The 14,638-nt window shown below is 53.3% G+C and carries 7 protein-coding genes; 2 read left to right on the top strand and 5 right to left on the bottom strand.

The features are described 5' to 3' along the window. The 5 genes from KOI40_RS14865 to KOI40_RS14845 all read right to left on the bottom strand — a co-directional run. Positions 1-3,931 (bottom strand): VCBS domain-containing protein (locus KOI40_RS14865; protein WP_216098315.1); only part of this gene is annotated, 3,931 nt, incomplete at its 3' end. Between the two features lie 33 nt (positions 3,932-3,964). Next, positions 3,965-5,311, bottom strand: a complete 1,347-nt coding sequence (locus tag KOI40_RS14860) for an HlyD family type I secretion periplasmic adaptor subunit (protein WP_216098314.1) — start codon at positions 5,309-5,311, stop codon at positions 3,965-3,967. Positions 5,312-5,339: 28 nt separating this feature from the next. Further along, the gene (locus KOI40_RS14855; protein ID WP_216098313.1) at positions 5,340-7,535 is read right to left on the bottom strand and encodes an ATP-binding cassette domain-containing protein; all 2,196 of its coding nucleotides are present in this window, start codon (positions 7,533-7,535) and stop codon (positions 5,340-5,342) included. Continuing rightward, a complete protein-coding gene (locus KOI40_RS14850) occupies positions 7,528-9,147 on the bottom strand; it encodes an ABC transporter transmembrane domain-containing protein (RefSeq protein ID WP_216098312.1) in 1,620 nt (539 codons plus the stop codon). Before KOI40_RS14850 ends, KOI40_RS14855 begins: the two co-directional genes overlap by 8 nt. A gap of 422 nt (positions 9,148-9,569) precedes the next feature. After that, the gene (locus KOI40_RS14845; protein ID WP_216098311.1) at positions 9,570-10,928 is read right to left on the bottom strand and encodes an MATE family efflux transporter; all 1,359 of its coding nucleotides are present in this window, start codon (positions 10,926-10,928) and stop codon (positions 9,570-9,572) included. Positions 10,929-11,175: 247 nt separating this feature from the next. On the opposite strand from KOI40_RS14845, the gene KOI40_RS14840 reads away from it, so the two are divergent. Together KOI40_RS14840 and KOI40_RS14835 are read left to right on the top strand one after the other, a co-directional pair. After that, positions 11,176-13,281, top strand: coding sequence for a TonB-dependent receptor plug domain-containing protein (locus KOI40_RS14840; RefSeq protein ID WP_216098310.1), 2,106 nt, complete (start codon positions 11,176-11,178; stop codon positions 13,279-13,281). 57 nt (positions 13,282-13,338) lie between these two features. Further along, the gene (locus tag KOI40_RS14835; RefSeq protein ID WP_216098309.1) at positions 13,339-14,637 is read left to right on the top strand and encodes a sensor histidine kinase; all 1,299 of its coding nucleotides are present in this window, start codon (positions 13,339-13,341) and stop codon (positions 14,635-14,637) included. Position 14,638 lies beyond the last annotated feature (1 nt).

Here is a 14,638-nt window from a genome sequence, read left to right as displayed (position 1 = left end):
GAGCAGTTGCAGGCTGAAACTGGGCTTCACCTGCATCCACGTCTGTAATTGTTAACTGGCCACCGGCGTAAAGTGTTTTGGTACGACCGGCCAGGGCATCTTCTGTAATCGATCCCGTATCCACACCCTTGATCACAGCAACATCATTGTTACCGGTTACATCGATGGTGATGGTGTGACGTACCAGCTCACCGTGTTCGTCGGTCACGGTAGCGATAAAGGTATCTTGCTCTGTATGACCTCCGGCCAAAGCCTGGGTGCCTGCACGGTGGTTGTCGAGGGTGTAGGTCCAGCGGCCGGTATCCGGATCGATGGCAATTGTGCCATAGGTACCATCGGTGCTATCCAGCGACCAGGTCAAAGAAGCACCGCTGTCAGCATCTGTCGCCGTGAGCGAGCCGGAGACGGTATTGGCAGTGTTATCTTCCGTCACCCCACCGCTGACCACAGCCGTAGCGGTAATGACCGGCGCGTCATTGCTGCCGTTTACGGTAACCGTTATGTCATGCCGGGTAACCGCGCCCAGTTTGTCGGTGAGCATTACCACAAAGGTGTCTGGCTGACTGTCGCCTGCAGCCAGCTCATTAACTGCCGGCAGGCTGTTGTCTATCTGATAGGTCCAGGTGCCGGTAGCGGTATCCAGAGACAGAGAACCGTAGGTGCCCTGCCCGCTGCCTTCCAGCGACCAGGTGAGAACGTCACCGGTATCCGGGTCGTTGCCGGTCAGGGTTGCACTGACCGAGCCGCTGCCGACATCTTCCTGCACCGCGCCGGAACTGACGCCACTGATTAACGGAGCATCATTGGTACCGGCGACCAGCACGGTTAGGAAATGAGGCGTGCCATCGGCGCTGCCAATCAGTATCCTCTCCGTGAGTGACGTACCTTCTGCCAGCGCCTGCACTTCTGGATCACCGCGATTGAGGGTATAGGTCCAGGTGCCATCCGAGTCCATGGTGATATGGCCATGCGCTGTATTCTGATCCACTGCCTGAAAATGGTTCTCCCCCGTATCCGGGTCAATAAGCGTGGCTTTAGCGGTCACGCTGTTGATAACGTCTTCCTTAACAGTACCGCTGAGCACATTGCCAAATATAGCCGGAGTGTTGTCTCCTCTGATCTCCAGTTTTATTTCATGGGACGTGCCATCTTTGGTCAGAACCGTAAAGGTTTCAGGCAAGTGTTGGGAGCCGCTCAGCGAGTGAAGCGCCGACTGATGAGCATCGGCCGTATAGCTCCAGTGACCGTCAGGTGTGATTGCCAATACACCGTAGCTGCCATGCAGCAGCTGGGCCTGAAAGGACGACTCGCTGCTGTCCGCATCCACAACTGTCAATTCCCCTGCCACTCGCAGGGTTCCACCTACCGCAGTGTCTAATGCACCAATGGCATGACTAATACCGCCAACCACCGGAACATCATTGGTGCCGTGCAGGCGGAAGGTCAGTGTGGTCCAAGACTGCGCGCCCTGCCGGTCGGTGACGATCACCGGTACCATTACATCTTTCACCTCATCCTGCCGCAACAGCTGATAGGCCGGGTGAGAAGCATCAAAGGAGTAGCTGCCATCGGCAGTTAAAGTGAAGCCGTCCACATGACCCGGTACGGAGAAAGTCCGGGTATCGCCGCTATCCGGATCGCTGGAGACAAGGCGGTCATGCACCAGATGATCTTCCTGCACATTGCGCAGCGGCGTCACCTGAACTTCCGGTTTGTCATTGGTGCCATTGAGGACGATGTGCAGGACTCGCTGGTCGCTGCCGCCGTGACCGTCCTCCACGATCACCGGAATATTGAGTTTTTTAACATCCCCCGCCGGCATCTTGTTATAGGCCGGGTCGGTGGGATCGAACGACCAGTGACCACGCTGATCAATGGCAAAACCCGGGATAGGTGCGGGTGTAGTAAACGTCAGCACATCGGTGCTGTCGCGGTCAATGGCAGAGAAGTCACCCTCTACTCTCGCATCCCCTTCGTGCAGGTTCAATGGCGGCGCCTGGGTGGTAATACTGGGCTGGTCGTTGGTGCCAGTGACATGGATCAGCAAAATCTGAGTGTCACTCAGGCCGCTGTGATCGGTCACTGTCACCGGGATGCGTAACTCTTTTACCTCACCGTCGGCAAGATGCTGGAAGGCTGGGTGAGAGGGATCAAATTTCCAACTGCCGTCGGGATAGAGCACGAATCCATCTTGCGGACTTGCAACAGAAAAGAGCAGGGTTTCGTGTTGATCTACGTCACTGACAGCAATGCGATCCCGTATTACACCGCTATCTTCTTTTACTTCCAGCACCTGTAGCGTTCCGAGCTTCGGAGCATCATCGGTACCAATCAAAGTTATGGTCAGCTGCTGGCGATCAACGCCACCATGACCATCTCCGACAGAGACCTCTATGGTCTGAATCATTGGCTGACCTGCCGCCAAACTCTGATAAGCCGCATGTGACGGATCGAACGTGTAGGAACCGTCCGCATTCAGAGTAAACCCGTCCACAGGTGTCGTAGTGGTAAACAGCAACGTGTCACGGGTATCGGTATCGACGGCCTGTAACTGGCCTGTCAGTAAACTGGCATCTTCCCGGGTTGAAATCGCTGCTTGTTGCAATACCGGGCCATCATTTGTGCCGATCACTGTGATTAACACATCGCAGGTTTCTACGGCGCCCTGACTGTCGGTAACCGTAACAGGAACCTTGACCATTAACGGCTGATTGGCAGACAGATACTGATAGGCAGAGTGTGCGGGATCGAAACTGTAAGAACCGTCGGCATTGAAACTGAAACCATCCACTGGTGCCGCGATACTGAAAACCAGAGTATCGCCGTTGTCGACATCAGTGGCCTGCAGCTGTCCGGTCAGAAGATTGGCATCTTCTCGGGTAGTAACAGCAGCCTGCTGCAAGACGGGGCCATCGTTAGTACCTATAACTGTAATGGATAAGTCACTGGTGGCTGTCCCCCCATGACCGTCCGTGACCATCACCGGAATTTTCAAGACAAGAGGCTGATTTTCCGACAGGCTCTGATAGGCAGCGTGAGAGGGATCAAAGGTATAAGACCCATCAGCGTTAAGACTGAAGCCATCCACCTGAGCCCTGGTACTGAAAACCAGACTGTCACCGGTATCGATATCTTTGGCTTGTAACTGTCCGGCCAGCAAACTTGCATCCTCTCGGATGGATACCGCAGCCTGCTGCAAGACTGGCTCATTGTTCCAACCAACCAGTGAAAGGGACAAATTTAGAGTGCCGCTAACCCCGTGGTTGTTGGTTACGGTAACGGGAATGATCAGCTGATGAGATTGCCCATTCAACAAATGCTGATAGGCAGAATGAGATGGATCAAAGGCGTAGGAGCCATCAGCATGAAGATTAAAACCACTCACCTGAGCATCACTGCTGTAGCTCAGCGGGTTACTGTCATTGACATCCTCTATCGCCTCGCCGAACATTTCCCAAACAGCCAACAGTTTGGGCAACGAGTCCTGGGTTATGCCATCACGGAGAGGTAACTGCGTCCACTGATCGGTTGCAAGCTGTATCCCTGTATTTTCAGAGACAGCGGGACTAAAGGGTAATGCGACACTGTCGGCAGAATCTGATATTGCGTCCTGCGCCAGTGGAGTCGAGCCTGAAGAAAAGGAACCTTCTGATTTCGCATCAGCCTCTTGAGGCAACTCAGCATCAGAGCTGACATCCCAGCCTTCCGGCTCGTTTTCATCGGGACGACTGTGCCTCTCAGGGGCAGATTTTACCTCCCGAGCCAACCGTTCTTCACGCTGTTTGAAGCTCTCTTGAGCCTTGTCATTTTCCGACTTTAGCTCTGCCTCTTGCCCTGCAGAGAGCTTTGCTTTCTGCTTGCCCCCCTGTTGCAGATTTTCATCTGGCAGCTGTTTATCCTTTGGAGTGTTATTGGAGGGCACATCAGTCATAGCAAATACCTTTTAACGCGTAGCCATATTGCTTCAACGCTCAGAAAATGCGGTATCCATACCGGTAAACACAGGCTTGGCCAGATACTGAAACACCGTTTTCTCACCTGTCACAATATCCACCTCTCCGGTCATACCTGGCAGCAGACGTCTTGCTTTGTTGCCACCAACGTAGGGCTCTTTCATAGAAATATAGACCTTGTAGAAGGCACTGCCATCGCGTTCATTCTTGAAAGATGTTGGAGAGATAGACTTAACTTCACCCGCTACTGATCCAAAACGGCTGTAATCAAAAGCATCGACTTTTACCACCGCCTGCTGACCAACACGCACAAAACCAATGTCCCGTGGAGCCAACATCACTTCCATAATGACTCCGCCATCTACCGGCACCACTTCCGCCACCAGACCACCAGGCTGAAGTACCGCACCCACCTGAGTCTCCGGCAGTTTTTGCACGAAACCGGCCACAGGGGCTATCACTTCACGACGACCTTTGCGAGTCTGGAGAGCCTGCAGTTCGGCATCAAGCTCATCAATTTTCTCAATCAGGTCGCTGCGTTCGCTACGGGCATCCTGAATCAACTGATCGCGGGCCTGTTCAAGCTCAGCCTCAGCCTCGTTGAGACTGTCCTTTGCAGATGCTAACTGGGATTGCAGACTCGTCAAAGTACGCTCGGAGGCGGAAACACGCTGCTGTGCCTCAGACACCTGTACTGCCGAAATCAAGCCTTTCTCTGCACCTTTTCGATCACGTGCCAGCACATCCCTGAGTGAATCCAGTTCCTGTTGCGCCTGAGGCAGTTCAGCCTGCAAGCCTTTGATTTGAGTATTGATCTGATTCACGCTGGCCAGTTTGCCGTCAACCAAAGCCTTGTTGAGCTGCAGTTGATTGTTATACAGCTTGCGGTTCTCATCGACCAGGCGCGGATATTGTTCGAAGGGGGTAAAGTCGGGTTCACGACCATCAGCGATAGCACCCCAACGCTCCAGGCTGATTTTCAAGGCCGCCTGACGCAATGCCACCTGGGAAGTATCTTTTTCAATATTGGTGGAGAAAAAACGGGCAATCACATCACCAGCTTCTACATACTGGTTAGGTTCCACCAGCAACTCGGCCAGAATCCCTCCCTCTTCAGTCTGCAATTGCTGCACTCTGGACACCGGCTTTACCTCACCCCGGGCACGAGCCAGCTCCTCCACTTCTGCGATCATAGACCACAGCAGAAACAGCAATGTCAGTACCGCTACAGATTGATACAGACGGGTGAGCATCCGTGAATGCCCCGTACCGCTGTCCAACAGACTGGCCAGTTTATCCGCCGAACTCTGCGAGCCACCGGCAATATCAATAATACTTGGCACCTCATTTACCTTCATAGGTTTGCATTCCTTGTATGTTGAGCAGTCATGCGGACGGCAACTCCGTCTCTTCCTCTTTATTTACTTCACCGAAATAAACCAGGTTGCCCTGATCCAAAATAGCCAGCTTGTCCGCGGCTTTAATAAATTCCGGCCTGTGAGTAGCAATAATAACTGTGGTTTTACCATGTAATTGATCCAGCAAGGCTGACAAACGCGCATCCAGCACCGGATCTTCATCATTAAGCGGGTCATCAAGTAATAATAAGCGCGGCTGTCCCAACAGGGCATGCACCAGCCCAAGCACGTTGCGCAAGCGCATCTGCAGGGGACTGCGGCCATCGGGAATCAGGGTCAGTTCAAAGGCCTGTTCGGCAGACGATACACCAAACAGTTGCCACCAGCGCTCTCCTGCCACTCGCCTCAGCTCTTGCTCCATTTCCGCAACACTGACGCCGATGTGACCAAGTGACAAAAAGGCCTTAACAATAACTGGTAAAAAGGTGACATCCTGGGGTAAAAAGCCGACCCAGGAGCGGTAGTCAGCCGGATCAAACTGACGGATATCACGTCCTCCTACCATCACTCGACCATTTTGCGGCGTTGCAATACCAGCCAGACAACTCAGTAAAGTGGATTTTCCTGCACCATTGGGCCCCGCAACGACAACTCTCTCACCTTCTGCCACATCAAAACTGATCCCGTTGAGCGCAGGTTCACTGCTGGCCTGATAGCGGTAAAACAGTCGGTCTGATTTAACCACCGGTGCCAGCGCTGTAATCGGGGAGCACAGCTGCGGATTGGATAGTTCTCCCACCGAGGCCATCAACTGATCGATACGCTGTACGGAATCACGGGCGTTCTGCAAACGAACTGCTCCCAGAAATACCTGTTGCGCTGGAGTTGTTACACGCCAGATCAGCATCATGGTGGCAATCAGGCCACCAGCGTTCATGACACCCTCCAGCACCAGCGTAATACCAGTGGCCATGGTGGCCAGTACCGTCAACATCCCGATGCTATGGCCCACACTTTGTACCAGCGCCATGGCCAGATTTACATTTTTGTTGGCTTCGGCTGCGTCTACCGCAAGATCCGCTAACCGGGCCATCCAAACTTCGTGCCCGGAAACTCCCTGTAAAACCCGCAAACGACTGACAGCAGCATGTACGTTTTCCTGCAAGCGCACACTGGCGCGACTCGCCGCCTGTGTTCTCTGCCGCAAATAACCCGTGGTTAATTTTGCGGCCAGATAAAAAGCCAGTAGTCCTAACATGGGCACCAGCACAAGCCAGCCACCCAGCAATGCAATAACCAACAGAAACACACCAACAAACGGCAAATCAATCATGCCACCGGTGGTCAGCCCCGAGACAAATGTCCTCACCGTTGCCAGAGAGCGAAAGCGATTCATGACACTGGTAATACCGCCCCGACTGCCCGCCTCCGGTGAGAGCCCCATGGTCTTCCGCAAAGCGGCATCACCGACCTTTATACCTGACCAGGAACCTAATTGACTGACCGTCAAGGTTCGCCCCAGACGTAGCCACCATCCTCCGGCGACAGCCAGCAGAGCGGCGAATGCCAGATTCCAGAGAGTATCTGTAGTACCACTGGGAATCACGCGGTTATAGACCGTCATGGTGAAAAGAGACACCCCCAGCGCCAGCAAGTTAATGACCAAACTGACCCAGGCAATCCCGGTCATTTCCCGTCGTGCCAGAGCCAGCAAGCCACTGAACCAGTTAGGCTGGGAAGCCCCCAGAGGCGTATGGGATATATCCCGTTGCACCAGCAACCATTGAGCCCCGACTGGCGGCTGCCAGTCGCTGCGGGTAGAGATACCGTCGTGCCACCACTCGACACCGTCCACCTGCCCCAAATACACCGCGCACTCATCTTCCGCCACACACAGAGTCCCTGTGATCAGCGGCTGCGGTCGAGTTTGGCGAGTTGACGGCTGCCAAACTGAAAGTCTGAAACCTATTTCCTGCAACAAAGCTGAAAGATGTTCACGTTCAAAACAACTGGGATCACTGGGCAACTGCCCATGAAGATTACGCGGAGAACCAAACCAGTCGAGCGATACCAAAAGTGGAGCCAATACCCGAGCCAATGGGGAAGAATTCAAGCGCTGCTCACCCAGCACCAAGCGAATGCCGCTCAAGCGCTCCTCTTCGCTGAGGTATGAAAGCTGCCCGGGTACCGCTGTCACTTGCGAGGTACTCATTGTGTCAGTCATGCATGCCTCCTTGCACCACAATGGTCTGTTGACATACCGACTGCAGAAGCGGCTTCCTAGAGGCTAACAACACCGTGGTTTCTCCCTGTAACGATCCCAGTATCTGGGCCAGACGTTTCTGGCCATCCATATCCAACCCCGCCGCAGCATGATCAAGCAACAGCAATTTGGGCTTGCGGACTAACGCACGAATAATGGCGATACGCTGATAGATACCTTCATCCAGAGATTCCGCCAGTGCGGGACCTACTTCAGTGAGAATGCCGTTACGCAAATTATCAAGGAAAGGCTGCAGCCCGAGGCGTTCAGCAAAGTCATGTGCCAGAGCATTGTATCGAGGATCGTAAAGCGTCAGGTTATTCAATATGGATCCCGGAAGTAGCGTGGTCATACGCGGTACATAGGCCACCGCTTCGCGATAGGCATGGGCTGTATACGCCGAACGCGACTGGCCATCAATACTGATGCGCACATGACGCTCGGGGGTTAATCCTGCTACATCCAGCAACAGATTGGAGACACTCACAGGATCGCGCCCCTCCACTAAGACACAGGTACCATGATCTACCAGTTGGCGCCCCCCCTCCAGACATTCACCTTCCAGCTGCAACTGAGGTTGCGGCGGCAGTGTGTCAAGACCTTCACCATAATTGAGCCCGTTACTGTCCGGAAGAGACAAGAGGCTATCCACCTTGTCGCTGGCCTCAGCCACCTGACCAGTGCGCAGCAGGAACGTCAATGCTCCCATAGCGGGTCCAATAGAGCGACCCGCCAACAATGTGGCTGCTGCCAGCGCACCGGTGGTCAACTGCCCTTCAATGACCTGATGAGCACCAAAACAGACAATCAGTATGGTGGACAGCTGTCCCAACAAAGCGGAGTTCTCACGCACAACCGCAGCATAGCGTTCGCTTCGGGCATTGGCTGTGAGAAATCGCTGGTTGCTCTCGCTAAAACGACGCCCTATCTGCGGCTCGGCACCAAGACTTTTGAAATAGGGAGCTCCAGCCGCCACGGACCAAAGCAGCGACTGGCGTTCACCACCTAATGTTTCCACTTCACGCCACTCCTCCAGCGCACGCTTGACGATCAACAACGTCAGCAATAACGCAATGACAAACAATGCCAAAGGGATCAAGGCAAGAGCACCAGCAACGTAGGCAATAAGCAGGATATAAACGGCAATAAACGGTAGATCATAAAGGGCCAGCAAGGCCTGGCCCGAGGCAAAATCCCGCACTTGGGCGATAGATCGCACCGCTTCACTGATGCGTTCGCCACCTTTCTTTTCGAGCTCTTCCACATCGGTGCGTAGCATGCGGTTGAACATATCCAGCAGCGACTTGGTCTCGTAACGCGCACTCCAACTGGCAAAGTAGCGAACACGACCATAACGCAACAGTGCATCCAACAGAATTGCCAAAGCGACGCCTGATATCAACAGTGTTGCAGTACCAAATGATTGGCTGGGGAGGATGCGATCATAGATTTGTAATAAAGCCAGGGGTAATGCCAACCCCAACAGGTGAATTGCCAGACAATAGAGCAAGACTTCCTTGCGCCCGGCCATTGATTTGAAGACCTTAGTCCAACCGTGAAAAATCCCGCTCACATGCTTTCCTTGTAGTAAGGTTACTTTCGTTTAACCTGCGATATTATCTATTGGGTTAGAATTGAAGAATAGGAACTCACGAACAACCCTTGCCACAGGAAAATTGTTCAATGACTTACTGCACCCATCGTGTATTTTATTCTTTTTAATTTAAAGATATAAGCAGGCCCAAACTTATATTTAAACACACCTTGCGTATCTCGAGTAGCCAGCCCAACACTCAAATTACCCTCAGGGGACGCCCCATCATTCTGTTTTGAATATAGTAGCAAGTGCGCCCTTTAACCCACACTCACTGGGAATTCGGTTTTCACAAACAGTGCAACCCACTTAACAAGCAATAGCATATTTAACTGTGCAGTGATTACAACAATGAGCACTTCAGAACATCGACTTGATCTTAGAAAGAAGCGGTCAGTGAATTAATCACTGAAACCTAGCTGAGCCTGAACCTGCCCCAAATACGAGGACAACCACCAATACCCCAATATCGCCATCACGACATTACAGCTCGCAGTGGCAATAAACAGCCCGGTTAGCCCCCACAACCACTGTCCGGCCAAAGCCAGGGGTAAATACAAGCCCAGAACCCGCAATACAGAGATCATCATCGCCGGCATGGGGTGCCCCAACCCATTGAAGCCCGCCGATACGGACATGACCAGCCCTGCGCAGCCATAGCTGAGGGGCACGATGCTCAAATAAGCAACAGCGACATCAATGACCTGCTCAGAATCACTGAACCAGGACACCACGACCCTACCTGAAAACCACAGCAGCAGCGCTAAAATCAAGCCAAAGACCAGACTGAATTTCAACACAGTGCTCAATAGCTGTTGCTGTCGCGCGTGATATTGAACCGCCATATTTTGTCCAAGGAAGGGGCCAATGACACCTGAGACCGCATAAAAAGCTATCAACACCACCGGTTCAATGCGCATGGCTACCCCGAATCCAGCCACAGCATCAACTCCATGACTGGCCACCAGCGCCACGGTTATGCCGCCTGCCAGCGGGATAATCATATTGGTACCCATTGCCGGTAAACCAATGTGTAACACCGCACGCCAGGAGGATATCAGACCAGCCCACTGCCGGTGTGGCCAGGCCATCAGGTTCAGCTTGCTCGCGACAAAATAGAACGAGGCCAGGGTCATCCCGATTCGGGTAATCACCGTCGCCCAGGCCGCTCCGGCAATTTCCAGCCGAGGAATCGGCCCCCAGCCAAAAATCAGTAGCGGATCCAGTACCACATTCACCAGCGCGGAAATCAGCATCAACAGGCCGGCAAACTTGTTGTTGCCCGTTGCCCGCATCATGGAAGACATCACCATGGGGACAATGACAAACGGGGTATTGAGATACCAGATCGTCATGTAATCCGAGATCAGTGGCAACAGGTGCGGCTCGGCCCCCAACAGTAGGAACAATGGCTCCACCGTCGCCAGCCCCAGAGCCATCATGCCCAGCGACAGGATGAAACTGAGTAACAAAGTATCACCCGCCATTTGACGGGCTCCGTTCACGTCACCTGTGCCCAGGCGTCGTGCCATCACCGATGAGGTCCCCGCGCCCAGTCCAATGGCCATGCTGGTGACTAACATCACTACCGGAAAGGTAAAGCTCATGGCTGCCAGCGAATCGCTGCCCAGCTGGGCAACAAAAAAGGTATCCACCGCATTGAATGACATGGTGGCCAGAAGCCCCCACACCATGGGTAGAGCCATAAGGGTCAACTGACGCCCGACAGGGCCTTCGGTAAAAGAGACGGACTGCTTCACAAATAATCCGGGATGTTGATTAAGGTTTAAAAGCGGGCGCTATTAAAACACAGATTGGCTACAGAGACTGAATTCGCTGCTGTCGAACCGTATCCATCAGGACAATACCCACTGCGACAATGTGTCGCATCCTCGGCTTCCACCCCCTGACGTAAAATACCTCTTTAACATCGGCCCTCCCTCTGAGACCAATTTGCTCAGAGAAACCGGAGCAGGTCACCAGCTCTCATTGATTCAGGAAGATTCCATGCTCACACGCAGTCTGCTCGCCACCGGTATTCTGATTGCCCACCTGCCAGCTCAGGCAGAGTCTTTGCCCATCGTATCCGTTGAAGAGAAGTCCTGGCCGCTCAACGCGAGCCATGCCCTGAATGTGGAAGACGTTCAGGCGGCAGACAGCGCCGCAGCGTTAAAAACCTTGCCCGGAGCGGCCGTTAATCGCAATGGCGGGCTGACGGGTATCGCCCAGTACCGCGGGTTGTCCGGTGACCGTGTGAATGTGTCGATTGATGGAGCGAGCATTATCAGCGGCGGCCCCAATGCCATGGACACACCACTGTCCTATATCCCCGCATCTCAACTCGACGGTCTGGAGATTACCCGTGGTACGGCCTCGGTCAGTCAGGGACAGGAAACGCTTGGAGGGCAAATCGATGCCACCAGTTATCAGGGCGACTTCACCGACAGCGATCAGGCAACACTGGATGCCCGCATCCACAGCATCTGGAACAGCCAAAACCGCGGCAGTAGTTCCAGCGTTCAGCTCACAGGCGCCAACAGACATCACAAACTGGGATTCAGCAGCAGCTATGACCACGCTGATGACAGTACATTCTCCGGTGGCGATCTTGACGGCACCGCTTACGAACGCCAGCGCAATGATGTGTTCTACGGTTATCGACAGGGTAACACCCAGCTCAATCTCAAAGTGGGTAAAAACAATACCGAAGACTCAGGCACCCCCGCCCTGCCCATGGACATCACATCCATTGATACGAATCTGGCCAGCCTCAATGCATCCACTCAAGTTGCGGGCATTCTGTTTTCCTGGAACAGCAGCTATACCGATGTAGACCACGGTATGGATAACTACAGTCTGCGACCTCAACCCATGATGGGACCCCGCCATACACAGGCCAGCGGCCGCGAATTGATGCATAAATTAATGGCCACCCTGCCTCTGGACAGTGGCCTGATTCGTATGGGCGTAGATCGCTCGGAAACCGAACACAGCGCCCTGATCACCAATCCGGATATGGCCATGTTTGAAATCCTGAATTTCAACGATGCCGAACGCAATATCACCGGAGTCTTTGCCGAATGGCAACAAACTCACGGTAATTTCAGCTGGGAACTGGGGGCGCGTTACAACAAGGTTTCCATGGACGCCGACAACATCGGAGCCTTCCTGGGCAGTGGTATGAATGGCATGATGAATATGACCATGATGACCAACATGGCCAATAGGCTGGCTATGAGCTTCAACAACAGCGACCGTGAAATCACTGACCATAATCGCGACCTTGTGTTCAAAACTTCCTACCAGATCAATGAAGCCCTGAGCCTTAATGCCAGCCTTGCCAGCAAACAGCGAGCACCCTCCTACCAGGAACGCTATCTCTGGCTACCCCTGCAATCCAGCGGAGGTCTGGCCGACGGTTATACCTATTTGGGGAATCTGGATCTGGACAGCGAAACCTCTGACGAATTGAATCTGGGCGTTGATTACCGCAGCGACACGGGTTTCATTTCCCTGCAAACGTTCTATCGCGATGTCGACAATTACATTCAGGGCACCCCCTATCAACCCAGTGGCGACATGATGACAGACAACGCCATCACCATGTTTGCCAGTATGATGAGCAATGGAAAACCGGCCCTGCAGTACAACAACATTGACGCCAAACTTTATGGTGGTGAGCTGTCATACGGACTGCAATTGAATCCTCACTGGTCCTTATCCGGCACGCTGAATTACGTTCGCGGCAAACGCACCGACGGCAGTGACGATCTGTACCGAATTGCCCCCCTCAACCATCGTCTGGCACTCAACTATCAGCAAAACCAGTGGAAAATGCAGTTGATCAGCGAAGTGTTTGACCAGCAACATCATGTTTCTGCCTACAATGAGGAAGCCAAAACTGCCGGTTACGGTCTGCTACACCTGTTCGCCACATACGACATGACTCAGGCCCTGCAGTTACGGGCAGGCATCGACAACCTCACGGACAAACGCTACCAGGATCATCTGGCAGGTTACAACCGAATCAGCGGCAACGACGATATTGCCGTCGGCCAGCGGCTCTACGGTACGGGACGCAGCCTGCTGCTGGGGCTCACCTATCACTGGTAACAGACTCACAGCGGCTTAACACTAGGGACGGGGTTGAAAGTCGCTTATGATACCGCCATGAACAGTTTTAAATTTACCGCCTCTGCCCCCGAAGAAAACCTGCGACGCCTGTTATTGATTCGCGGGTTATTCCTGCTGATGATCTGTACGGCACTGGGTTACTGTTTCTGGCAGCTGCATCTTCCGCTGCCTTACCGATCATTACTGATGGTTGTGTCGGGCCTGACTCTGATTTCCATTGCCACTCTGGTTTTACTGCATATTTCTCACAGTGCATCAGAGCTGGCATTTTTCACTCAGCTGCTGATTGATGTACTGGGCTTAAGCTTGCTTTTGTTTTTTTCCGGTGGCGGCGACAACCCGTTTGTCTCCTACTATCTGGTACCCCTGTGTATTGCTGCGGCCACACTGCCCCGACATTTTACCTGGCTACTGGTACTGATCTCTCTGGCGCTCTATACCAGTCTGATTTTTTTCAAAATTCCCCTGCCAGATATTGCACCCCAGGGGCATTCGGCTTCAGTGCACCAAAATCATGGAGCCGCCATTAGCATCCACACCATCGGAATGTGGATCAACTTTCTACTGAGTGCACTGTTGATCAGTTATTTTGTACTCGCCATGGCCAGCTCACTGCGTCGGCAGGACGCCACCCTCGCGCAGTTGCGTGAAGACAAACTGCGTGACGAACAGCTAATGGCTGTTGCCACACTGGCTGCCGGTACCGCCCACGATTTGGGAACCCCCTTAACCACCATCAAAACCCTGTTGCACGAAATGCAGTCGGAGCACGACTCCCCTTCCGAGCTTAAAGAGGATTTACATCTGTTGCAGACACAGGTCTCGCACTGTTCCGATACCTTACGCAAACTGAATCAACAGGCCAGCGAACTCAAGGACGGGATTTTGCCAACCTATAGCGTCAGACAACACTGCAGCAAAATTATTGATGACTGGTTACTGCTGCGTCCCGAAGTCGAAGCCAATATCCATATTGATGCGGACTCCCCGGATGTTCAGGTTCGCTGGCAACCCACCATTGCCCAGTCCATCAGTAATCTGCTCAATAACGCGGCCGATGCCGAGCCAATCGGGATTGATATACAGGTTTACTGGACCCATCAAAAACTGACCATTGCCATTCACGACAAAGGTCCCGGTATCGACCCGGCCATTGCGGAAGATCTCGGCAAAGCCTTTGTGTCTGATAAAGGTCAGGGACGTGGGCTGGGATTATTTCTAACACGCGCAGCCATTGAGCGCTATGAGGGTGTCGTCAGTCTGTCGCAGCATCCCGAAAAAGGTACTCTGACCACTCTGAGTTTGCCGTTAACCGCCACCACAGAGGACGCCTGAG

Source organism: Pseudomaricurvus albidus (assembly GCF_018863235.1).
Classification (GTDB): domain Bacteria; phylum Pseudomonadota; class Gammaproteobacteria; order Pseudomonadales; family Cellvibrionaceae; genus Pseudomaricurvus; species Pseudomaricurvus albidus.
The sequence above is the reverse complement of the archived record's forward strand: the minus strand, read 5'-3'. Positions and strand labels throughout refer to the sequence as shown.

What these genes read in the sequence shown, in the direction of transcription:
- KOI40_RS14860 (WP_216098314.1), bottom strand. Translation starts at nt 5,311, where the DNA reads ATGAAGGTAAATGAGGTGCCAAGTATTATTGATATTGCCGGTGGCTCG.
- KOI40_RS14855 (WP_216098313.1), bottom strand. Translation starts at nt 7,535, where the DNA reads ATGACTGACACAATGAGTACCTCGCAAGTGACAGCGGTACCCGGGCAG.
- KOI40_RS14840 (WP_216098310.1), top strand. Translation starts at nt 11,176, where the DNA reads ATGCTCACACGCAGTCTGCTCGCCACCGGTATTCTGATTGCCCACCTG.
- KOI40_RS14835 (WP_216098309.1), top strand. Translation starts at nt 13,339, where the DNA reads ATGAACAGTTTTAAATTTACCGCCTCTGCCCCCGAAGAAAACCTGCGA.